General features: G+C 45.8%; 16 protein-coding genes. 11 read left to right on the top strand and 5 right to left on the bottom strand.

Going from position 1 to position 24,675, the window contains the following annotated elements; all coding sequences use genetic code 11:
- Position 1 precedes the first annotated feature (1 nt).
- The 5 genes from AABA75_RS04600 to AABA75_RS04580 all read right to left on the bottom strand — a co-directional run bounded on the left by AABA75_RS04600 (position 2) and on the right by AABA75_RS04580 (position 13,327).
- Positions 2–2,188, bottom strand: coding sequence for a peptidase domain-containing ABC transporter (locus AABA75_RS04600; RefSeq protein WP_338291349.1), 2,187 nt, complete (start codon positions 2,186–2,188; stop codon positions 2–4).
- The gene (locus AABA75_RS04595) at positions 2,188–3,456 is read right to left on the bottom strand and encodes an HlyD family secretion protein (RefSeq protein WP_338291348.1); all 1,269 of its coding nucleotides are present in this window, start codon (positions 3,454–3,456) and stop codon (positions 2,188–2,190) included. The genes AABA75_RS04600 and AABA75_RS04595 overlap by 1 nt, the downstream gene beginning before the upstream one ends.
- Before the next feature lie 190 nt (positions 3,457–3,646).
- Entirely contained in the window at positions 3,647–6,697 is a 3,051-nt protein-coding gene (gene amt, locus AABA75_RS04590; protein ID WP_338291347.1) for an ammonium transporter, read from the bottom strand.
- A gap of 149 nt (positions 6,698–6,846) precedes the next feature.
- A complete protein-coding gene (locus AABA75_RS04585; RefSeq protein ID WP_338291346.1) occupies positions 6,847–9,867 on the bottom strand; it encodes a TonB-dependent receptor in 3,021 nt (1,006 codons plus the stop codon).
- 319 nt (positions 9,868–10,186) lie between these two features.
- Positions 10,187–13,327, bottom strand: coding sequence for a TonB-dependent receptor (locus AABA75_RS04580; RefSeq protein ID WP_338291345.1), 3,141 nt, complete (start codon positions 13,325–13,327; stop codon positions 10,187–10,189).
- Between the two features lie 315 nt (positions 13,328–13,642).
- On the opposite strand from AABA75_RS04580, the gene AABA75_RS04575 reads away from it, so the two are divergent.
- The 11 genes from AABA75_RS04575 to ahcY all read left to right on the top strand — a co-directional run bounded on the left by AABA75_RS04575 (position 13,643) and on the right by ahcY (position 24,545).
- Complete coding sequence (locus AABA75_RS04575; protein ID WP_338291344.1) at positions 13,643–14,506, top strand: hypothetical protein; 864 nt, start codon at positions 13,643–13,645, stop codon at positions 14,504–14,506.
- A gap of 1 nt (position 14,507) precedes the next feature.
- Positions 14,508–15,455: a hypothetical protein gene (locus tag AABA75_RS04570; protein WP_338291342.1), complete on the top strand. Its 948-nt coding sequence runs from the start codon at positions 14,508–14,510 to the stop codon at positions 15,453–15,455.
- A gap of 142 nt (positions 15,456–15,597) precedes the next feature.
- On the top strand, positions 15,598–16,224 hold the full coding sequence (gene udk, locus AABA75_RS04565) for a uridine kinase (protein WP_338291340.1): 627 nt from the start codon (positions 15,598–15,600) through the stop codon (positions 16,222–16,224).
- A 9-nt stretch (positions 16,225–16,233) separates the two neighbouring features.
- Positions 16,234–17,445 (top strand): NupC/NupG family nucleoside CNT transporter, encoded by a 1,212-nt coding sequence (locus AABA75_RS04560; RefSeq protein WP_338291339.1) that lies wholly within the window; start codon positions 16,234–16,236, stop codon positions 17,443–17,445.
- Between the two features lie 18 nt (positions 17,446–17,463).
- Positions 17,464–18,303, top strand: coding sequence for a 2OG-Fe(II) oxygenase family protein (locus tag AABA75_RS04555; protein ID WP_338291338.1), 840 nt, complete (start codon positions 17,464–17,466; stop codon positions 18,301–18,303).
- 128 nt (positions 18,304–18,431) lie between these two features.
- Positions 18,432–20,066 carry an alkaline phosphatase family protein gene (locus tag AABA75_RS04550; protein WP_338291337.1) on the top strand — a complete coding sequence of 545 codons (1,635 nt, stop codon included), beginning with the start codon at positions 18,432–18,434 and terminating at the stop codon, positions 20,064–20,066.
- A gap of 183 nt (positions 20,067–20,249) precedes the next feature.
- On the top strand, positions 20,250–20,588 hold the full coding sequence (locus AABA75_RS04545) for a hypothetical protein (protein ID WP_338291336.1): 339 nt from the start codon (positions 20,250–20,252) through the stop codon (positions 20,586–20,588).
- Between the two features lie 107 nt (positions 20,589–20,695).
- Positions 20,696–21,271 (top strand): DUF2726 domain-containing protein, encoded by a 576-nt coding sequence (locus AABA75_RS04540; protein ID WP_338291335.1) that lies wholly within the window; start codon positions 20,696–20,698, stop codon positions 21,269–21,271.
- 136 nt (positions 21,272–21,407) lie between these two features.
- Positions 21,408–22,115: a 5'-methylthioadenosine/adenosylhomocysteine nucleosidase gene (locus AABA75_RS04535; RefSeq protein WP_338291334.1), complete on the top strand. Its 708-nt coding sequence runs from the start codon at positions 21,408–21,410 to the stop codon at positions 22,113–22,115.
- Positions 22,116–22,123: 8 nt separating this feature from the next.
- The gene (locus tag AABA75_RS04530) at positions 22,124–23,101 is read left to right on the top strand and encodes a cobalamin biosynthesis protein CobD/CbiB (RefSeq protein ID WP_338291333.1); all 978 of its coding nucleotides are present in this window, start codon (positions 22,124–22,126) and stop codon (positions 23,099–23,101) included.
- A 52-nt stretch (positions 23,102–23,153) separates the two neighbouring features.
- On the top strand, positions 23,154–24,545 hold the full coding sequence (ahcY, locus tag AABA75_RS04525; protein ID WP_338291332.1) for an adenosylhomocysteinase: 1,392 nt from the start codon (positions 23,154–23,156) through the stop codon (positions 24,543–24,545).
- Positions 24,546–24,675: the final 130 nt, after the last annotated feature.

Genomic DNA, 24,675 nt, shown 5'->3' with positions numbered 1-24,675 from the left:
TTCAGCATGGCTGATTGGGTTGGGTGAGTTCATTTTCGCTGCACAGCTCTTGCAAATACCCCTCATTTAAGAGGTATATGCGATCCGCTGTTTTTATGGTTTCAGGTCGGTGAGCAATGATGATACGCGTCATGTTCAATTGCTTGATATGGGCGTTGATCATCGCTTCATTATTAATATCCAGATGGCTGGTAGCCTCATCCATGAACAGTATTTTGGGGTGGCGATAAAAGGCACGGGCCAATAAAATGCGTTGTTTTTGACCGCCGCTCAAGCTTGCCCCCATGTCTCCTGTAAGGGTGTTGTATTGCATAGCGGTTTGCATGATTTCGTCGTGGATACAGGCAAGCTGAGCGCAAAGTACAACTTTCTCGTCATCGATATCATGCTCAAAACAAGCGATATTGTCGGCGATACTGCCACTGAGCAGCTGATCATCCTGCAGTACTCCAGAGATCTGCTGGCGATAATCCGGCCATTGCTGTATCGGCCTGCCATCCACCAGCACTGAACCAGAACCAGGTATACTGAGCCCCATTAAGCAGCGCAATAACGTACTTTTACCGCTGCCACTGGCCCCCACAATTGCGATGGTCTCACCTTGCTTTACCTCAAAATTAATATCTTTGAGTATCGGGGCGTCTAAATCACTGTAGCGATAGCTCAAGTGCTTTACCGATATATTGCCTTTCATCTCCTGCTTGTGCTCAACCGAGTGACCGATAAGACCCTGAATTTGCTGCTCAACAACCGGATCAATATCGGTAAACACAACATCAGCTAAACGTTCAAAATGTAAATCCAGCATTTTGAACTCGATGGCCTTACTAATGAGATTATCCATAGCAGCCACAAAACGACTTTTGTAACTGATGAATGCGTATAGCATGCCTACAGACATTAAATTACCCATCACCGCGGTGGCTGCAAAATAGATGATCAGGATGTTCTCAAGGCCAAATAGAATTTTGTTGGCCACATCAAACCCAATTTGCCACTTGTTAATGGCGATACCTTTATTGATGGCTTCGGCAAGATTGTTATGCCATTGGTTTTGTCTCTCGGTTTCTTTATCAAATAGCTTCACCGTTTGAATGGCCCGTACCGACTCCATAAAATGAGAATTCTCTTTAGCGGAAGCCACGATATGTTCTTCGGAAAGACGACGGACGGGTCGATACAACAGAACTCTCAATAAGCCATATAAAAACACCACCGCCAGCACGATAAAGGTCAGGTGTACGTCGTAGATAAACATCACCACCAAGGTGATCACCGCCATCACCCCATCGATAAACACCGCCACAACACCATTGGTCAGTAATTCGCGAATGTGGCGCAGCGAACCAAAGCGAGAAATCACATCCCCCATATGGCGTTTTATGAAATACTCCATTGGCAAGCGAATAAGATGTTGAAAAACATTGGCACTCATTTGCATATTGAGTCGATTCGACAGGCACATCACCGCCACCTGGCGCAGCAGTGAAGTGGCGGCTTCCAGTAGCAAGAGCAAGGCAAACCCTAGTGCTAAGACATGGAGTAAGTTGGCGTCGCTGCGCAACAAGACATCATCCACCACGGTTTGCATGTAATAGGGACTGGCGATAGCAAATATCTGCAGCAATAAACTGAGCAGCACAATCAGCGCCAGACTGCGTTTCAGCCCTGAGATGGAAGTCCATAACTGGGTGAAATGCAGGCGGGACTTTTCTACGCCAGGTTTAAATTGCGACGAGGGTGCCAACTCAAGGGCAATTCCGGTAAAACAGGCACTCACCTCTTCCAGTTTTAAAAGCCTTTCTCCCACAGCGGGATCGTGAATACTTACCTTATTCCCTTGAACTTGCTTCAGCACCACAAAATGCTTCATTTCCCAATGTAAAATGCAGGGTGTTTGTAACTGAGCCAGATCGCATAAATCCAATTTCAGTGCCCGACTGGTGAGAGCCATGGATGCGGCAACCGCCATAATCTGCTTGAGCGTGGCCCCGTGAGCCGAAATAGAATGTCTGCGCCGCAAGGTATTCAGGTCAGTATCCAAACCGTGAAAGCCGGCCACCATAGCAAGACAAGCTAAACCACATTCAGCCGCTTCGGTTTGCAATATAAGTGGTAAACGATTTCGGGCGCCGAAATTCAATAAGGCATCTGTATGCCGAGACAGATTTAACGTTTGAGTAGCCATTACAACCTCCCTTTGATGCTATACAGCGGTTCGAGCAACCATTCCATCAAACTGCGCTCTGCCAGTTGGATGTCGGCTGACAAGGTCATACCTGGTTTCAAAGCCAGCTTTTGCCCGAAGGCCTGTACCCAGTTTTTATCCAGCGAAGCTTTAACAATGAATACCGGCTCCTGAACGTTCACTGCCAATTGTTTTATTTCGCCAGGCAAGATTGCCGCGCTGGAAATATCCAGCACCATACCCTTGTGTAAGCCAAATTTTTGATAAGGAAAGGCGTCGTAACGCATATCGATACTTTGCCCGGCTTGTATGAAACCAGCAGCACGAACTGGTACCAGCAAACGCGCCTGCAAACTGGAATCAGAGGGTACAATACTCAGTAGCGGTAAATTGGTCTGTGTATACTGACCTGAGTGAATCTGAATATTGGCGATAAAGCCACTTTGCGTCGCCTTAATAACGTGAGCGCGCTGACCGTGCAGCTGCGCAATTTTTTGTGCCACCATGCTCAACTGACTCTGCAATTGGGCAATGCTATTCATCTCTTCCTCAGGGTAAATGCGTAGCTCTGAGTGCAAACGCTGCAAGCTGTTTTGCTGGCTCAACAACTGCCGGGTAATGCCAGCAATATCACTCTGCAATGACAGCTCCTCCGCAACCACCAAGGTATAATCGTATCTTGATATGTGACCGCGACGTCGCACTTGCTGACTACTGGCGAGCCGCTCTTTTACCATTTCATGACGCCGTTTAAGCAAGCTCAATTGTTGTTGTAGTTGTGCACTCTCCAGCTCAACAATTTCAATTTGTGCCTTGGCATCTTGAATACGGTGAAAATAGATCTGGGAATTGCGGGTCATTTGCTCAGTCAACGACGACTTCTGCTTATCGTACTCAGCCAGTAATTGTTCTTCCATGCTACTGCCATCCTGTAGAGCGCGATCACCGTTCACCACGATCAGGGCTTGCCCTTTTTCTACATAGTCTCCTTCGGCAACCAGTATGCGTTTAATTTTGCCACTAGCAGACTCAGCAAATATGCGGATCACACCATCCTCTGGCTCTAACCAACCTTGAACTGTTTCCTTGCGTGCATACTCACTTTGAAATAACCAAATTAACAGCGCAATCACCCACACTCCCAGTGCCATCGCGATAACGGATAATTTAATGGAAGGTAAAACCAACACGGCTCCATGTAGTCGGTGCTTCTGACCTTCCAATGCTTCCTTGCGGAACAAACTTCCTTTTGTGTTCCTTTTTTCCATAACCGATATCCAAATCGCTAAACAAGATTAAAACTTAAAACAAAGTGTGTACTGGTTTTGAAAGCGACACTTTCAAATCCAGGAAAAGGACTATCAAAATTGAGAAAACGGCTTGCTCATACTTTATGACCGCTGTTCATTTGTATATTTTGGCGGGGAACAATAGATACTTTAGGAGGTTTAACCAGGTTCAGGCTGATTTCTTCTGGCAATCCATTAGCTGTGCCAACTGCTCTGCAGACATGGGTTTATAGAAATAATACCCTTGAAAACCAGTACAGCCTTTGTTTTTTAGAAATTCAAATTGTTGCGCTATTTCAACGCCTTCGGCAATAGTGCTTAAAGACAAGCTCTCCGCTAGTTTTAAAATTGTGGAACAAATTTTATCTGACTCATTTTGTTCACCACAGCCATCAACAAAAGAGCGGTCTATCTTTAACACATCCAAGGGCAAATTCTTTAAATAACTTAACGAAGAATAGCCAGTACCGAAATCGTCGATAGCCACTTTAATTTGCAACTGTTTGATGGCTTTGAGTACTGCGATACAGCGCTCGGTATCAGTGAGAAACACTCCTTCGGTCACCTCGATTTCTAACCACTCTCCGGGTATAGCAAACTTTTCCATCAAGCTTTGCAATAGCGGCAGCAACCTGCCCGATATTAAATGTTTTCCGGAAACATTGATGGCAACTGGCAGCACCGCCCTATTTTGAGCACGCCAATGGGCCAACTGCTGAAAAATCTTGTGGAAGACAATTTCCTCTAACTCAATAATCATATCTTGCTGTTCAGCAATCGGAATAAAAATAGCAGGACTGACAACCCCGTGATCTGGTAGTTGCCATCTCACTAACGCTTCACAACCAATAAATTCCTGTCTGGCATTAACCTTTGGTTGCCAGACAATAAAAAACTGCTGTGCTTGATTAAGCGCGCCGCGCAACGCCTGAGCATAAAAAAATGTCTCAGAGGCCTGCTCGGCCATTTCAGGTCGAAACACTTTAAAGTTATCACGCCCTGCCTCTTTGGCGTGGTACATGGCAATATCTGCGTGTTGTATCAGAGACTCAGCACTGTTTTGATGACTGTCTTGTAGCGCCACTCCGACGCTGGTTAACACTTTTAGCTGTCGGTTTTGAATAAGCACCGGTTGGCGCATGATGTGCAGCATCTTATTGGCAATTTGAGTAACATGCCCTTTGTCTTCAATGCCGGTCATCATCACCACAAATTCATCCCCGCCCCAACGGGCAATGATATCGCTATCTCGTGTTACTTGATTCAACCGGGAGGCGACTTCTTGCAACAACTGATCGCCTGCTTTGTGGCCAAGGGTATCGTTAACTTGCTTAAATCGGTCCAAATCCAGAAAAAACAGGGCAATATCAGTGCAGTCCTGAGGCTGGATTTCCAGCTGCCGTTGCAAGGAGTCCAGCAGGAAGGTGCGATTATACAACCCAGTTAACGGATCGCAGTAGGCCAAATTTTGTAGCTTATCTTGCATGCGTTTTTGTCGGGTAATGTCGCGAATATGGAGGGTAAACTCGCGCTCATTACTGCCACCAAAGGCTGCACCTGTAATGGTGATTTCCGCCGGAAATGTATCGTCAGAGATGCGTCTTAACACGATTCTATTACGACGGTTTAATAGTAATCCCTCAGGTTGAGAAAATTGATGCTCAATACTGTCCAGAAAGCCTTGTTGTGCTTCGCTGGTGACGAATGAGCTGACAAAACTCAAGCCCGCCACCTGACTCTTGGTTTGCCCGAAAGTTCTTTCAGCGGCTGGATTAAACTCAATGATATTGCCATATCTGTCTATGGTAATAATACAATCCATTGAGGCATCCAAAATGGCACTTTTGCGCTTTTCGCTGGAGCGAAAACTATGGATAGCCTCATCTCGTTTGGACATTTCTTCCTGAACGCGATTAATAACCCGATTGTATTGCTTGGCGATTTGGCCCACTTCGGTAAAAGGCTCTTCTGAAACCGACTCATCGAAGCGCCCTTCTCGTTCCTGCCCCTGCATGTCCGTTAACAAGTCAATGAGCTCGGTGGAAGCACGATGCTCGGTTATATTCATGCCCAAATATTCTTGCTCGGCTGTGACTCTGAGGGGTACAAAGTGGTTAATAAGTCGCAACAGCAAATAGCTAACCGTCAGGCAAAAAATGCCGATGCTCACAACCCCTAGCAGCTGAACACTCAGCTGTTGCCAAAAACCAAGCCCGGTAGCCAATATTGAAGCATCACCAAACAAAGCAACAGCCAACGTGCCCCAAATACCGGCGAATAAGTGGGCAGGCACTACACTCAGGGCATCATCTAGCTTAAGGCGCTCCATTACCATACACCCTTGGTACAGCACCAAGCCACCGACAATACCAATCAACGCGGCTTGCGGTGCAGTAACTGCATGGGCTGAGGCGGTGATGGAAACCAGGCCCGCGATGACGCCATTGAGGATATAGGTAACATCCACAAACTTGTGCCTGATGACGAATATACAGGTAGCCGCCACACCGCCCCAAGCTGCTGCCAGACAGGTATTTAGCAATACTTTGGGCACACTTTCGTTGAATACCAAGGTACTGCCACCATTAAAGCCAAACCAACCGAGCCAAATCAGAATCGTCCCCAGTACGGAAAACGGCAGATTGTTACCCACTGGTATCCTTTTGTCTTTGTCAAAGCGCCCGATTCGCGGGCCGATAATGATCACGGCAGACAATGCAATCCAGCCCCCTACGGAATGCACAATGGTGGAACCAGCAAAGTCCACAAAGCCCAGTGCTTGCAACCAGCCCGTATTGTTACCATTAAAGGCTGATGCCCAGGCCCAATGCCCCACGACTGGGTAGATGAAACAGCAAAGCACCAGTGTCACCAGAACATAGCCGCGATAGGACATACGCTCAGCCACGGCACCGGAGAGAATGGTGGCTGCCGTGCCGCAAAACATAAGTTGAAATAAGAAGAAGCTGATTTGCCAGGCGGAGCTTTGTGCACCAAAAAGGAACTCATTGCCGCCAACAATGCCCCAGATTGATTCACCAAACATCAAGCCAAAGCCAAACAACCAAAACACTACAGAGGCGATAACCAGGTCAGACAGGTTCTTGGCTGCCACATTAATGCTGTTTTTACTGCGAATTTTCCCGGTTTCAAGGCATAAAAAGCCTGCTTGCATCAAAAACACCAGCATTGCACAACCAATTAACCAGAAATAATCCATGTGACGTCCTTAACTCCTCAAACGACACAGGAACGACAGCAAATATTGCGCCTGAATTTTACACAATTAAAAAAGCCGCCTGGTTTCCCAGGCGGCTTTTGAGTCTTTCATTTATCTGATTGAATTATCAATCAGTAAAAAAGCGCTCCTTAGAAGCGGTAGTTTACACCTAAACGAATTTCATAGATGGAAGCATCTGCAATTACTTGCTCTGCATCAGAGCCTTGCTCAGCAGTATTCGGGAAGCCGATTTGCTCGAGAACACCCCAGTCATCATTCAGGAAGTTGGTCAAGTTATCAATGGTAAAGTAAACCTCACCTTTGTGGCCTTCAGTAAATCCAGGAATTTGCTGAGATACACGCAGGTCAACTTTGCCCCACCATGAACCGTCTTCAGAGTTACGCGCCACACCAGGATTCAGAACGTTTGTCTGGAAGTCTAACCAAGGCGTACCGTCATAAGTCAGGATCGTTCCTTCAAACCCGCTCTTGGTGAAGCTGTAAGGTTCGCCGGAGTTTAACAAACCAACTAACGTCAGGTTGAAATCCAGACCATCGAAAAACTGCGTGGTATAGCCGAAGCTACCGGTAAAGTTGTGCTCGATGTTGTAGTTAGAACGTGAAGAAACTTCCTCTTGTGGGTCAAAGAACGCACGGTTAACGTAGTTAGAAAACGCCACTGAGCTGGTCATTGGCTGTACGTCTTCTGCGTCGCTGTAGGCATAACCTAAGCGCCACGTAATGCCGTTGTCATGAGACTTGGCAATACCGATAGAGGCAGAGTAAGAAGTGCTGTTTACATCAGTGTTGGTCAGCACGAATGAGGCTTCTCTAACACTGTCATAAATTGGATAACCATCGTCAGTAGTACCTACTTGCTCCAGGTCGCCACGCTTAACGATGGCTGCATCTTGAGTGCGAGAAACTAACAAGTCTGCAGTTAACAGGTAGTCACCCGGTAATACGTGAGTAACACCTAGAGACAACTTCCATTCAGACGGCAATTTGAAGTCTGGATCCATGTAGTTAAGTTCGAAGTTGTCACCAACGCCACCTGCTACAGCATCATACAGCTCCTGAGGAACACCCCAACCCGGGCCAGCCGGTGCACCGCTTTCAACTGCAGCGTAAACTACATCATCGTCGAACAGTGAACGGGTTCCGTCGGTGTAGCCAAATGAACGACCACGCTGACCGAACTGCAATACGTTGTTGGCGGAGAAGTTGTTAGATAACCAAACGTTCGGGTTACCACCAGTGTACAAGCCTAAGCCACCGCGTAAGGTTGTGTCATCGCTTAAGGTGTAAGTCAGGCCGATACGCGGCTGGAATAAACCTTCGCCATCCAGGTTAGTGGAGTTAGAGAAACCATAATCCGCAACAAAGTCTGGATTTTCCAGCGGAGCGTCGCTAGTGGTGTACCAGTCGTAACGCGCGCCTAATTTTACGATTAAGTCGTAGATAGGTTCGAATTCGTCCTGAATGTAAACCGTGTGAGCCTTGTAGCCCCACTCAGCAGCGGCGTCATCTGGGTTATTAGACGGTGCGTTATTGTAGTAGATAGCGTCTGCAAAGCCGTTGCGGAAATTTTCAATGCCGTCGAAACGGATCTCAGTTTCAGAATGCTGCACGAACAGGTTGAATACTTCAAAGTCTTTTTGTTCATAACCGAAAGTCAGGTTATGACCATTATCCATGTAGTAATAGCCTTTCAGAATAATATCTGACTGATCGTAGCTCAGCTTGTTGGATTGACGGCTGTCATCACCACCGATGTATACATCAACATCGTCAGTTTCAATACGAATTTCACCAAAATCAGTGCCGCCTACGCTGATTTGACGGTTGTCCAGCTCCAGGTAACCCAAACGGATTTCAGTACTGAATTTGTCCGTCCAATCTGAATAGAAAGAAGCCACGTAAGAGTTCAGTTCAGCACCGCGCTCGTATAAGTGATTCTGGAATTCAAACTCATCTAGATCGCCGTCTGACTCAGTGAAGTTGTTGCCGTCGTTGTAATTGTAAGTGAAGGTAGCACGATGGTCGGCATTAATGTTCCAGTCTAATTTTACCAGCAGCTTTTCATCAAAGTTGTCCAAACTTGTTGGGATCGGGCCTGGATCGTAGCCGTAAATCGTATTGGCAATTTCTACAATCTCATCCAGCTCAGCCTGAGTGATAGGAACTGGATTTACTACACCAGTCCCCTCTGGACGGCGACTAAACAAGTTAACACCTTCCCACTCTTCATAGGTAACGTGTGCGAATAGTTTGTCTTTCAGCAGTGGAAAACCAATGTCAAAGCCATAGCGCTTATCGCTAAAGGAACCAAAGTCGAAGCTGCCGCCTTTAACGGAATCACCGCGCATTGAGTCGTTGCCGTACTCGTAGAAGAAACCACCGTGGATCTCGTTAGAGCCAGACTTAGTAACAGCGTTGATGTTACAAGCGGTAAAACCACCGTACTGCACATCAAACGGAGCCAGTTCAACAGCAACCTGTTCGATTGAATCAAATGGGAAAGGCATGCGTTCGGTAGGGTAGCCATTGGAATTCAAACCAAAGGAATCATTCACCTGCACACCGTCAAGAGTAAAGCTGTTGAAACGAGAGTTTTTACCCGCACAGTTGATGGGGTTTGTACCACCACGAGACTCGTCCACGTAGATACGCGGATCAACACGGATAATATCAGTAATATTACGGTTAATCGCTGGTGCGCGCTGCAAGTCTTCCAGACCAAAGTTCGCTGAAGGACCGAATTCACCACCGGCCATAGCAGAAATGGCAGAACCAGTAACTACGATACTTTCAACCGCCTGCTCGGCTTCTAATGTAAGGTTAAATACAGAAGGTTCGCCCAGGCTCAAATAGACATCATTGATTGTGGTATCTTCAAAACTGGCGCTATCGACTTCAATCGTGTAGGGACCACCAACGCGAAGACCACGAGCACTGAACTGACCGGCATTATTTACTGTTGCCGTACGCACTGTACCTGAAGGAATGTGGGTAATAGTGACTGTTGTCCCCGCCGCTGCATTTCCAGCAGGGCCGACAACAGTACCGCGGATACCGGAAGAGGTTTCCTGAGCGACTGCGCTCACAGAAAGTCCACCAGCAAGTGCAAGCGCTAGCGCGATTTTACTCAACTTAGCATTATTAAACATTGTGTTTTCCTAGTTTAAAGTGTGTATGAAAGTGATAGCTTTTTGCCATTCTTATGAACTTTGCTGTTCGATATTAATACGTTCTTTGTAACAATTGAATACTTAATAGACAATTTATTGCATTACCAAACTGCACGCGCTCCGCATTCTAAGGCGCTTAAGGGCAATAAAATTGTCTTTGTGGTCAAGAAATCTCGCGCATTCTAGCCGCTATTTATGACACTAATGTTGCAAAGACTTTTCAGGACGGGACAAAAAAACCAAAAAAAAGCCGGGTTAACAACCCGACTTTTCACAGACTTTTAAGGTTAGCTACAACTTAGAAGCTGTAACGTACACCTATCTTGATACGCCACGTAGACGACTCCACGTCGAACTCATCAAAGTTGCCAGTGTCAGTACCGCCAAAGCGCTCGCGATATACGTATTGACCTTGGTCGTTTAAGTCCCAATCCATCAATACCTGCTGAGGGAAACGGAAGTCATATACCTGACCCCATTTAGGGTTGATCAGGTTAGCAAAGTTATCAATATTCAAGTATAGAGACGCTTTATGCCCTTCCATAAAACCAGGAATTTCCTGATTGATAGACAAGTCCATGGTAGTAACCCAAGGCTGAGTTCCAGAATATTTAGGTACATAACCACCAGCGTACTTATCAACGCCCGCTTGAGAAGCGATTGCCATGATTTCTTCGTAGCTTAAGCCACTGTTGAAGTCAAAGGCCGGATCTGAGGCACTTGCAGGGATGTAAGGAATGTAAACATCGCTGTCATCAAACTCGCTCTGATCACCTAAGTCATCATCACGGAATGAGCCCAAAGTCCACGCAAATGGCTTGCCTGAACGGCGCTCAAAGAACAAGTTGAAGGTAGTGTCATAACCATCAAAGAATTCTTTCTCATAGGTCAGGTTCATTACGAATCTGTGCTCAACCTGATAATAGGCCGTACCTTCAGTTGGAATGTTACGGTTTTGAGTCACTTCATATTGGAAGTTAGATTCGCCAGTAGAGCTGGTACCCGGATTAACTTCAGTAATATCTTGGTTTGTATAAGAGGTACTGATAGTAATACCGTTATCCCACTCTTTGTACAAAGTGGTATTCCAGATAATGCTGCGACCACCGTCACTGGCATTAGTTAACTGTAGATCCCAGTTACCTTGTAGATCCGGATCGTCATATACTGAGCCCCAGATAATACGGCCATCAGCAGCAGTACCGATTTGCTCACGAGATAAATCTACCCAGAATGCAGAGTCATTTCTATCAACATAAGTAAATTCCGTGCTCCAGGCAAAGTTATCACCGATGCCGGGGATATCAAAGGTCATTTCCAAACCTAACTGATAACGCCAGTCGTTTGGCAACTCAAAGTTCGGGTCAATAGTATTGGTACTACCCGCACCTGCTACCAATGAATCTTGCACTGAGGTTGGGATAGTAGTGAAATCGACATTATTTGGATCTGTAATGGCTGCGTTAGTGGCACTGGATGGTGCATTTACGTTGGTTACACCGTCACGGGTATAAGCATTGGCAATCCATACCAGAGGGGTACCACCTGTGTAACGACCCACACCACCACGTAATGTCATGTCATCACTGATGTCATAAGTAAAGCCAATTCGGGGAAGTAAAATATCCAACCCGTCCTGATTTTCTGTATTCGGGTAACCGTACTGCGCCTGGAAGTTTTCATTCAAGCGCGGAGCACCGTCAACGCCGATACGCTCGTAACGCAAACCCGCTGTCATCATGAAATCATCAAACAGTTCGAAGTTTGCTTCACCGTATACTGCATAGCGGTTGCTATCTACATCATAAGCGATGTCGTTAATGTTACCGGTGAAAGCATTGGCGTATTCCAATCTGGAAGGCGCGCGGTTTTCAAAATCATCTAGTGAATCAAACGACCAGGTACCGGCTGAATCACGGCCATAGATGTTGAAGTTAGACAAATCTTCATACTCAACACCAAAACGGTATTCTACGTCACCAGATAAGTATACCGCATGTAAACCGAACTTCAGTTCTTCGTTTTCTAAACGGTTAGCGTGACGGTTTTCATCCTGACCGGCAACGATGGTACCGCGAGCAGTACGAACATTGATTTCACCCCATGGCACAGCTGTGTTAGAAGCTTGTTCGTATTCTTTATAAGAAAAACTTGCTTCAGTAGAGAATGAATCATTCCAGTCTGAGTATAAGTGACCAGTCAACAAAGTGGTTTCAGATGCCTGGAACCATAAACCCGATGCCATATCCAAAGTGCGGCTGGAATTTGTATAGTTACGCGCTGCAGTATTGTCCTGGAAGCTGTAGGTTAAATCTGCACGGTGATCTTGCGAGATGTTCCAGTCAAGTTTAAGCAAGGTTTTCTTGTCAAGATCATTTGGTGGAGTCCCGCCCAAAGAATCCGTCAAGCCGTAAACGTTTGACATGATGCCAACAAAACGATCCACTTCAGCGTTTGTAACGGCATGGCCACTGCCGGCTAAATCGTTCAGATTATAATCAAACAATACACCTTCTTCCCACTCTTCATAAGAAGCAAAGAAGAACAATTTATCTTGAATGATTGGACCACCAACGGTTACGCCAAACGTTGTTTCGTCTGTATCAACTGGAATGTCCACGTGTGGATTGAAAACTTTGTCTTCAGCATCGCCTGAGTTAACTGTATCTTCGTAAAAGAAGCTGCCGCTAAACTCGTTAGTACCAGACTTAGTTACAACATTGACGTTACCGCCAGAGAAGTTAGCAGCACGCGCATTGAAAGGAGCATAATCAATAGAGATCTGCTCAACCGCGTCTAAAGAAATAGGTGGACGTTGTGACGGATAGCCATTTTCGTTCAAACCGAAAGTATCGCTTACACCTACACCATCAATGGTCAGTGAGTTGTATTTCGGGTTCGTACCCGCAATGCTCAGTTCAACACCGTCAGGAGATACCACAGCAAGAGGATTCAAACGCACGATATCTTTGATATCACGGTTGAAAGTATTGCCTTTCATTATTTGGTCTTCACCAAATACGCTGCTGCCGCCGCTGTTTGAGAAGAAGTCGCGCGTACCGGTTACAGTAATAGTTTCAACATCCTGTTGTGCATTTAGCTGCGTATCCAGATCAAGCGGTTGGTTAAGTTCAAGGTAAACATTTTCGATTACCTGGCTTTCGAACTCTTTAGAGACGATCATTACAGTGTATGGACCACCAACACGCAAACCACGTGCAGTAAAAGCACCTTGGGCGTTTACTTCTACTTCTTTCACTGTACCAGAAGGCTGGTGAATCATTGTGATGGTCGTGCCTACTGCAGGTGCACCTGTTGGGCCTTCAATAACACCACGAATGGATGAAGACTGACCGGTGTTTGCCACTGCCGCTGTGGATAAACCCACAGACATAGCAACAGCCAACGCGATACGGCTTAGTTTTGAACGTTGAAACATTGTGTTTTCCTGATTTTAGTGTGTAAAATTTTAGGCTAATGCCTTATTCTTAAAACTCAGCTAAAGTACCCGCTTCCTTGTTACCAACTCCGCTAACGCAGTTAGGAAGTTCTCATCTGTAACTTTTACAGTACTTTTAATGCTGACTATTTTCGCAAGGAAACACAAAACAGGAAGACTTTATTGCCATTCATAATCTTTCGTTAATAAAGCTTATAATTCATATAGTTAGTGATGTTGAGTAAATTTACTGGTTGAAATGAGTAAACTTAACTGGTGAAATAGCGCCTGATTTTTGGGCAGTCAGTTTGACACATGAGATATTATCACCTTTCCCTGACCAGTCTTGCTCTTGTGGCGCTGGTGCTTTTGGGCATCACATTTGAAATAAGCCGGAATGCATTTCCGCTCAACACTAAAACCTTACCTAGTGTCTTGAATTTCAAAGACAGTTGTAATACCACTGCGGGCAAAAATAGTGATGCGTTAGTGATCACGGTGCAAATTGAATACATGGCCAAGGAGCTAATGAAAGCGCTTTGCGATAACGATACTGTTTCACGGCAATTTGGCGAAGTTAGAGCCCACTGGATGCCAAATGAACGAGAAATGCTGGATTTTGTGGGTAAAGGCCTCGTTGATCTGGTGCTGGTAAAAGACAATTTTATTCACGCCTTTAACTCTGACGAAGTATACGGCTACAAAGAAGTAGCTAGCTATAATAAATATTCCGCTTTTTTTATTGGTTTGCGGGAAAAGCCCGAATTGCAGAAAGAATATCTGTTGGGTAAACGCATCGGTATACTGGACTACGCCAGCAGCCGCTCCGGGCATATCGCCCCTATGATGCTGTTTAAACAATTGGATCTTGACGAAAAACAAGTGAACCTGGTTTATGCCAAAAACCACCAGCAACTGAGACAACTCTTAGAAAGTGGTTCTGTCGACATTATTTCTACTTACTGGTCAGAAGCAGATGAAACCCGCTTTAACCGAGAATATCGCACCGCACTGCTATCTGAAATCGAAGGCAGCAAGTGGTATCTCAAGGAGGCCGAGAAAAACACTGCATTGAAGTGTGCAATTCAGCAAGAACTCACCCGCCTGGCGGAGCAAAATCGAGGCTATTATCGCCAGCTTGCACTTACCAGCCCATGCTCTAAACCATCAGGCTCCTGATATGAACTTTTCCATGTTAAAAACCAATCCCATTGTACAAAGCTTGCTGCTATTCGTAGTACTAACTCTGGTGACTATCCAGGGCAACTCTCTATCCAGACAACAACAGATTGATGATGCCTTACTCACTCTGAAAAACCGAGTAGCATTAGACATTATCGACCTCAACATCAGTAACGAATTAGGCAGCAAAGCTAAGGATGATCATACCGTACAAAGGTACATGCAAAATCTGAATGAATACCTGTCACGTGAAAAATTCCCTCTGCGCCTGGTGAGTATTGACCAGTTTCATTATGAAGGTGAACAGCAAATACCCAACGCCGAGCTCAAGCTATTTAGTCTGCAATCATCAAGAACTTCCATTGATGTGGTTGTGAGTGTTGTTGAGCGAAAGTTTCAGGCCTGGACTATGCTATTCCCCCCATTTTTCAGTTTGATCTTTTTTATTATCTGCCGCTTTAACAAGCAACAATTATTTGCCAATCCTGTAAAAGCGGAAGAGGAACCTAAAGCTGCCCCCAAATTAGTAATTGACTTAAGGGAACGTACCCTTTTTATTGACCAGGCGCCCGATGTCAAAACAACACTGGCTAATAAACCTTTGTGTTTTTATCTGGCGATGTTGAAATACTGTAGTGAGCAAGATGCACCACAGCTATACCACAATAAAAATCTGCCAGAGCCCTTTTTGGAGCTGGCTAACAAGTACTTTTATCGTTTGCTGGAATTAGGACACTCGCGCCGTAAACGTCCGGATTTTGATAGCAATATAGACAAAATGCTCAGTGAGATACGCACTGCACTGGACGAAATATTGACTAACTACCCCGAGCAACGCAGCCAATATTACCCACAAAAGGCTCAAGGTGAGGGCTCCCGTTCCAAATTGCACAACTTTGCACTACTGGAATTGACTTTCGAGCACTATGAATTAATCGGCGATTAATTCGCCTCCTCCGCCAAAAAACTCGACCACATGGTCAGGTTTTACTGGTGAAATCGCAATTATTTGCGCTAAATCAAGCATGATTGCTGGCATTTTTTCGCTTCGCTGGTAGTCTTGTCTAAAACTATCCTGTTTACCTATTATGAGTCTTGAAACTAAGGTGATCGCGATTTCCGGCGGTTCTGGTTCTGGAAAATCCCTGTTCACCGACAAAATTAAACATTATTTTAAAGAAAATGGCGCCGACATTCAGGTGATCAGAGAGGATAACTACTATCGTTGCCAGGATCATCTCGAAATGGCAGATCGAGTTAAAACCAACTACGACCACCCTCAGGCGTTTGAGCATGAGCTGTTGGTATCCCATCTGGAACAGCTCAAAGCGGGCAATGACATTGAATGCCCAAATTATTGTTACAAAACCCACACGCGCCTGAAAGAAACCCGAACCATCCATCCAGCCCAGGTTATCGTTGTTGAAGGGATAATGTTGTTAGCTAGTCCAGAGTTGGTCCCTCTTTTCGATGTTAAAGTTTTTATCGATACACCTCTAGACATCTGTTTATTACGTCGAATCAAGCGCGATCTACTGGAGCGTGACAGAAGTCTTGAATCCATCAGCCAGCAATATCAAAAAACGGTGAAACCTATGTATCACCAGTTTATTGCACCGAGTCGATTTATCGCCGATGTCGTTGTGACTCAAGGCGGCAAGAACCAAATTGCGCTGGATGTGATCAAGTCCCACATAAAACAAATATTAAAATAAAGGAACACCATGATCAGTCTCTTGGGAATTATTGTATTAATCGGTGCCGCATGGCTCATCTCCTACGATAGAAAATCCATTAATTGGCGTACGGTTGGCGGCGCTTTTGCAATCCAGGCAGGCGTGGGGTTATTGGTACTTTATTTTCCTCCGGGTAAACAATTTTTATTGTGGATTGCGGGGGGCGTATCTCGAGTATTGGAATACAGTCAGGCAGGTATCGATTTCCTATTCGGTCCTATCGGCGATAAGTCGCTAGGCTTTGTATTCGCTTTCAATGTTTTACCCGTCATCGTTTTCTTCTCAGCTTTGATTAGTGTGCTGTATCACTTGGGTATAATGAGCATTATCATTAAAGCCATAGGTGGCTTTTTGCAGAAGGTGCTGCACACCAGCAAGCCAGAATCCATGAATGCAGCGGCCAACATTTTTGTTGGTCAAACCGAAGCACCTCTGGTGGTGAAGCCTTTTATCCCCAACATGACTCGCTCAGAACTTTTTGCCTTGATGGTAGGTGGTATGGCTTCCATCGCGGGTTCTGTTATGGCCGGTTATGCAGGTATGGGTGTTGAAATAAAATATCTGGTGGCGGCCTCTTTTATGGCGGCACCAGGTGGCTTGTTAATGGCAAAATTGGTCTTACCTGAATCTGGCGCACCTAAGGATGAGTTAGAGCAACTTAATCCTAAAATGGAAGAAAACACCAACATCTTCGATGCTGCAGCACAAGGGGCGGCATCAGGTTTAAAAATTGCCGCTAACGTGGGCGCCATGCTGCTTGCCTTTATTGCCTTGATCGCCCTACTAAATGGCTTGATCGGCGGTATTGGCGGCTGGTTTGGCATGCCTGAATTGAGCTTCCAAATGATTCTGGGCTATGTGTTTCAACCTTTGGCTTGGGTGTTAGGTGTTCCCTGGCACGAAGCACAAGCTGCGGGTAGCTTTATCGGTCAAAAGCTTGTGGTCAACGAATTTGTTGCCTACCTGGACTTCATAGACCAACGGGAGAATTTGAGCGCCTCAACACAAGCGATTGTCACTTTTGCCTTGTGCGGTTTTGCTAACTTCTCCTCTATCGCAATACTGATGGGTGGTATCGGTGCCATGGCGCCAAATCGACGCAAAGATTTAGCTTCTTTGGGATTAAGAGCCGTTATCGCTGCTAGTTTTGCAAACCTGATGAGCGCAGCTCTGGCTGGCTTTTTCATCTCTATCTCATAATTTATTTCGGAGACAACTATGCAATTAGTAGCAGTTGACTATCAGGCAGAAAATGCTGCCGAGTTGTTCACCCGTTCACTACGTGAAACCGGTTTTGGTGTATTAAAGAACCACCCTATTCAGCAATCCGTTGTAGAGTCCATCTATAAAAATTGGCAAACCTTTTTTGACGGCGAACAAAAGCACGACTTTGTTTATAACAAAGATACGCAAGATGGCTTCTTTCCAGCCAGTGTTTCTGAAGTAGCCAAAGGCTTCAAAGCCAAAGATATCAAAGAATACTATCACTTTTATCCTTGGGGTATTTGCCCAGACAACTTGAAAGAAGAACTGGCCAACTACTACAAAATGGCCAATGATCTCGCCAAAGAGTTATTGGGCTGGGTAGAACAATACTCTCCTGAAGAAGTGGCCGCTAAATATCGTCAGCCTCTCTCTAGTATGATTGAAGGCAGTGAACAAACCCTGTTACGAGTTTTACACTATCCACCATTGCAGGGTAACGAAGAGCCAGATGCTATTCGTGCAGCAGCCCATGAAGATATCAACCTGTTAACCATTTTACCCTCCGCCAATGAACCCGGCCTACAGGTGAAAAAACAAGATGGCAGCTGGATGGACGTGCCCTGCGATTTTGGCAACTTGATCGTTAACATCGGTGATATGCTGCAGGAAGCCTCAGGTCATTATTATCCTTCCACTACTCACCGCGTGGTGAACCCGGAGGGTCAGGACCAATCACGCTCAAGAATCTCTCTACCGCTATTTTTACATCCTAAACCTGAAGTGGTGTTATCTGACCGATACACCGCAGATAGTTACCTCAAAGAGCGTTTACGCGAGCTGGGTGTGATTTAACCGAGTATTATCACTTTAGTAAAATTACGTGATAACAGGAAATTTTGAATTGGCGAATGAACCTCGGTTTATTCGCCATTTTTGTTTCTGTCTGATATGTTTTCAGCATCGCTTTTAGAGATCCCAACATGAAGATATTATTCGCAAAGACACTACTCACACTCTGTGCTTTATTAGTCTCAACCGCTGCATTGGCCGACAAACCCAAATTAGTGGTTCAGATCACAGTTGACCAGCTACGCGGTGACTTGCTGTTCCGATACCAGGACAATTTTCTTAACAGTAACAATAACAAGGGCTTTAATCGCTTCTTGCGAGATGGCACAATTTTTACTAATGCCCACTATCGTCATGCTGCCACACTTACCGCTGTAGGCCACGCCACTCTGGCAACCGGGGCAATCCCTTCGCAACACGGCTTAATTGGCAATAATTGGTACGATGTAGCAGGTGAGACTGAGATGTATTGTGTCGCGGACAAGGACACTAAAATACTGCAAGGTGAAGGCAAAAGTGCCTCGCCTAAGAACCTGATGGCCTCCACCTTTTCTGATGAATTACATTTCGCCACTAACGGCAAGGCAAAAATCTACTCAGTGTCGGTCAAAGATCGCGGCGCAGTGCTAACCGGTGGGCAATTTGGTAAATCCTTCTGGATGGACAAAAACAGCGGAAATTTTGTTACCAGCTCCTGGTACTATGATGCCATGCCAGACTGGGCAAAAGCGTTTAACGAAGGTGGCCTGAAAGACAGCTGGGTGGGTGCCCAATGGACACTGAGTAAGCCCGAATCCGTTTATATTAACTCTACAGAAAACAGGATATACCAAATCCCACCGAGAGGGTTTTCACGCGGTTTTCCTCATGGCTTACCTGAAGAAGCGAACAAAAACTATTACAAAGCCCTAAACATGACGCCTTTTGCCGATGAGTTAACGGCTGAGTTTGCCAAGCACATCACAGCGCAAAACGCCTTGGGTAAAGATGAAGTAACAGATTTCCTGGCCATCAGCTTTTCATTGAATGACTACATTGGACACAACTATGGCCCCTTTAGCCGTGAAGCGGAAGACGGACTGTATCAATTAGATGCCGTTCTGGCAGACTTATTTAACTTTCTGGATGAACAGGTAGGTTTAGAGCATGTGCTGCTGACCCTGTCTGCAGACCATGGCGTTGACGCCATTCCCGAATACAAGAAGTCTTTGGGATTTGCTGGTTTGCGTGGTGATGTTTCCAGCAAGTTAAAACAGTTCGTAAAAGGCTATGCCGAAGAAAAGGACATTGATGGTGAGTTGTTGTCCTTTATTCGTCTGCCCAATATTTATCTAAACCATAGCACCATCAAAAGCGCCGACTTAGATTTAGAGGATGTACTTGAAGACTTTGCTGAGGAGTTGGCAAGCTACGAAGAGATCGGTGCTGTCTATACCAGTGAGGATCTCGCTGCTGGCACCGCAAAAACCGATCCCGTGTCGCAGCAAATCAGCAATAACTTCGTTGCTGAGCGCTCTGGAGATTTAATTGTGGTACAAAAAACCTCCACCATGTTAGGCAACTACTCAGCAGCGACACATGGCTCACCCTATAAATACGACACCCATGTCCCCGTGTATTTTACGGGCTGGAAGGTTAAACCTCAGCGTCTTACTCGTCTGGTATCACCAGAAGATATCGCCGTAACCTTATCAGCAACATTGAACATCGGTTACCCGGATAAATCAACGGGCTCAGTGCTGGCTGAAATCGCTGAATTACCGTAAATCAAACAACACAGTATCAAGGGGAGTCAACGTAACGATGACTTCCCTGTTCTATATCTGAGATAATCAAGTATTTAGCCTCAGTTTTTATAACCGAGAGACGGCTAACATACCTTAGTTACTTGCCCTTCATAGCCACAGACTTCTATACTTTGACTAGCCATCAATCATTCAGGAATGAGTTTGTTTAGACGCCTTGCTCTCACTTTTGTTTTTATCTCTTTTGCTGGGTTCACAGAAAGTACCCACCCCAAATCAACGTGTCCTTCAGCTTGGTTTGATATACAGTTACCTGTAGGGAGTAAAACCTGTCGAATTTTTGGCGTCAAAAAACCAGCAACGTTAAGTTTTTTTGTGGTTGATTCACCGGAAGCTGTGGCAAAATCGCTGGCACAGCAACTTGAAAATGCCCAAACCGCTGTGGAAGGACGTTACCTGACTGTGCGTAGTGAGGATCAACAATACCGGGCCTACATCTTTAAGGACGGGGCCGGAACGCAAGTCAATCTCATGCTTAATTAAGCCCATCTCTGCTCTCTACAAATTTTTTTGAATCTCAAATCCGGTTCTGGCATTGACCTTGCTTTCTGTTACACGAGAAAAGCGTATTTCAGTTAGCAGGAGAATTTATGGAACTCGCAATCGTTTTGTTTATGTTACTTATCGTGGTTACGGTGGGAGCGATCAAATTAAATGACGGTGGCCTTGCCTTTCCATTCAATCGCAAAACCAACTTGTTCACGCCTGTGGAGCGTCAGTTCTTAGATTTACTGGAAGCCTCCGTAGGCGATAAATATCGGATTATTTGCCGTGTGCGTCTGGTGGACATCCTGGCTGTGCGACCTAAGACTGAGAAAAAGACATTACGCACCGCCATGCAGCGGGCAGCAGGTCATCACCTTGACTTTGTATTGTGTGACAAAGAAGACCTGTCCCCAGTTATTGCCGTGGATCTGGTGCATCAAAAAAACAAGAAAGACGGTTACAAAACCCAGCGTGATTGGTTTTTAAGTGGCGCATTAGATGCCGCCCGTATCCCTCATTTACGCATCAAAGTAAAAGGAGGCTATAAACCCGCAGACATTCGCGCCTGTATCAACGCCAAACTGGCTCCGATTAAGTACAAAGAGCCGAAAAAACCTCTGGTGGCTGGTACAAACAACCCAGACAGAAAAGCTACGTTTACGCGCCCTATTGCAGCGTAACAACAGTTTTACTACCGACCTCAGGTCATTCCCTTATTTGCCAGACTTTGTCTGGCATTTTTTTAATCCTTGGTTGGCTAAACAGGCGGCTGTCGTTACACTACTATCGAATTGATAATCAGGATTTAAGACAAGTATGAAAATTGGTATTTTAGGGGCGATGGATCAGGAAATCGCACTGTTGAAACAACGGATGCAATTAAAAGAAACCTTCCATTTTGCGCACCTCGAATATTATGTCGGCACTATCAACGAAGTTGAAGTGGTGTTAGTAAAGTGTGGTATCGGTAAAGTAGCCGCCTCGGTTTCTACCACCGTAATGATCGACAAATTTGCCCCCGACTTTGTAGTCAATACTGGCTCAGCAGGCGGATTTGACACAGCTCTGAATATTGGAGATGTGGTAATTGCAACCGGTGTACAACATCACGATGTGGACGTAACTCACTTTGGCTACAAACGTGGCCAGGTATTTGGTATGCCAGATATCTACCCTTGTGATGTAAGAATGGTAGACGCCGCGGTTAATGCCGCCAACAATATCACCCACACCACCATCAAAAAGGGGCTGGTATGCACTGGTGACTCTTTTATCGGCTGTGATGATGCGGTGAGCCGCCTACGAGGTCTATTCCCGGATATGTCGGCAGTAGAAATGGAAGGCGCGGCCATTGGTCAAACCTGCTTCATGCTGGATACCCCATTTTTGGTGATCCGCTCATTGTCAGATATCGCCGGGAAAGAGTCCTCAGTGTCATTCTCAGAATACATTGAGCAAGCTGGTAAAAACTCCGCCGAATTGGTGATGGCGATGATTATGGAACTGGCGAAATATCAGGACTAATTGCCTTAATGGACATCTTTGCTGACCTTAATCCCGCGCTCTTAAGCGCGGGTATCTTGATAGTGGCCTTGCTGGCAGAGGCCAACTTGCGTTGGAGTGATAAAAGTCACCCACTCACCATCTTAAAGATTTTTGCCAGGGCCTTGGGAAACAAGGCCGCAGATCCGACTCGCTCTATTGGCCAACAACGCATCGCGGGTATCATGGCCATTTTCGTATTGTTAACACCTCTCGCCATTTTGATTTTTACTATCAAATGGTTCGCCGAATACGATTGGTTTTTTGACGCCTTCTTTTTGTTTGTCGCCCTCAAGTTTCAGTCAGTTAATATCAAATCACGGCAGATCATTCAGCAGTTAAAAGCGGATAAACGCGCACTAGCACGCAATACCCTGTCGAGTCTGGTGCTGCGGGAAACTTCAAATCTGTCCAAAGCAGGTATCGTCAAAGCCAGTATGGAAACCCGGATTTTGCGTTTCCATTATCAATATTTGTCGGTGATTTTTTGGTACCTCCTCGGTGGTGGCATTGCTGCCCTGCTCTATCGCTGCTTGTATGAAATGAGTCAGGAGTGGAATCTTAAAATTAAACAATTCGCGGCTTTTGGTCGCCCTGCGGCCTGGTTAATGTTTGTTTTGCAATGGCTGCCGGTGCGTCTTTCCACCTTGTTTTTTACCATTACGCTCGGGCTTTCGGGTTCTTGGAAAGCGGTTAAAAGCCTGGGCGGTCAGGTATCTAGTCACAGTTTGATTCTGGCGGTATTTGCGGGCGCGCTCAAATGTGAATTAGGAGGGCCGGCATTTTATGGTATCAAGAAGATCAGGCTGCCAAAATGTGGTACAGACACCCTGCCGGGTATCGAAGACGCCCGGAAATTAGGCATACTAATGATCCAACATGGCATATTGTTGTGTATGTTAGTATTCCTGGCTTACACCAGCGCCTGGTTTATTTTTAACAGTGCCGCTAAAAGCGTCACTGGATGAGCAGATAAAACAATAATAAAGATCTTAAATAATCAATCCATTGAGCAATTCTATGAATCAAAATAACGCAATTATCGAATCGGGAGACTTCAAAGTTGCCGATATGTCTCTGGCTGACTGGGGACGAAAAGAACTGACCATCGCAGAAAGTGAAATGCCGGCACTGATGCGCATTCGCGAAAAGTATCAGGCGCAACAACCACTGGCAGGAGCCAGAATTCTGGGTTGCATTCACATGACCATTCAAACCGGTGTATTGATTGAAACCCTGGTGGCCTTGGGCGCAGAAGTGCGTTGGTCCTCTTGTAATATCTTCTCAACTCAGGATCACGCTGCGGCGGCAATTGTAGCAGCCGGTGTCCCTGTCTATGCCTGGAAAGGCGAAACAGAAGAAGAGTACGACTGGTGTCTGGAGCAGACCATCTTGAAAGACGGTCAACCATGGGACGCCAATATGATATTGGACGACGGGGGAGACCTGACGGCCATGCTGCACGACAAATATCCACAAGTGCTGGAGAACGTACACGGCATCACTGAAGAGACCACTACCGGCGTTCACAGGTTATTAGAAATGCTGGAAGCCGGCACACTGAAAGTCCCCGCCATTAACGTTAATGATTCGGTCACTAAATCCAAGAATGACAATAAATACGGTTGTCGCCACAGCTTGAACGATGCGATAAAACGCGCTACCGACCACTTGCTGTCAGGCAAGAAAGCGCTGGTGATTGGTTATGGTGATGTAGGTAAAGGCTCTGCTCTGTCACTGCGCCAGGAAGGCATGATTGTCAAGGTGGCAGAAGTCGATCCTATCTGTGCGATGCAGGCTTGTATGGATGGTTTTGAAGTGGTTTCCACCTACAATGGTGGTAACAATACGGGTAATGCAACGGATATCAATACCTCTTTGTTGCAGAACACTGACCTGCTGGTGACTACCACGGGTAACGTGAATGTCTGTGATGCTAACACCCTAAGCGCCATTAAATCGGGTGCAGTAGTGTGTAACATCGGTCACTTTGACAATGAAATCGATACTGCCTACATGCGTCGAAATTGGCGTTGGGAAGAAATCAAACCACAAGTACACAAGGTGTATCGCAGTGATGATACCAGTGACCACCTGCTGCTGTTATCAGAGGGTCGTCTGGTGAACCTTGGCAACGCTACAGGCCATCCGTCACGTATCATGGATGGCTCTTTTGCCAACCAGGTGCTGGCTCAGATCCACTTATTCAAGCAGAGTTTCGCGAATATGGACAGTGAAGCTCAAAAAGCCGCCATGTCGGTTGAAGTATTGCCTAAGCAGCTAGACGAAGAAGTGGCTCGCTATATGGTGGAAGGCTTTGGCGGTGTTATTACCCAACTTACTGACACCCAAGCCAAGTACATTGGCGTAACAGTAGAAGGCCCCTTCAAACCTGAAACTTACCGCTATTAATCGCCATTAAACGCGGGGCAGAATCTTTGCACTTGTGCAACGATTCTACCCCGTTTGTTCTTACTGTCCATTCATAAACTTCTGCCTCTGTTCAATCTTCTTTTGAGCCTCCGCCCTTTACACTTCTGAG

The organism is Planctobacterium marinum, assembly GCF_036322805.1.
GTDB classification, from domain to species: domain Bacteria; phylum Pseudomonadota; class Gammaproteobacteria; order Enterobacterales; family Alteromonadaceae; genus Planctobacterium; species Planctobacterium marinum_A.
This window is presented reverse-complemented; position numbering and strand designations above follow the sequence as displayed.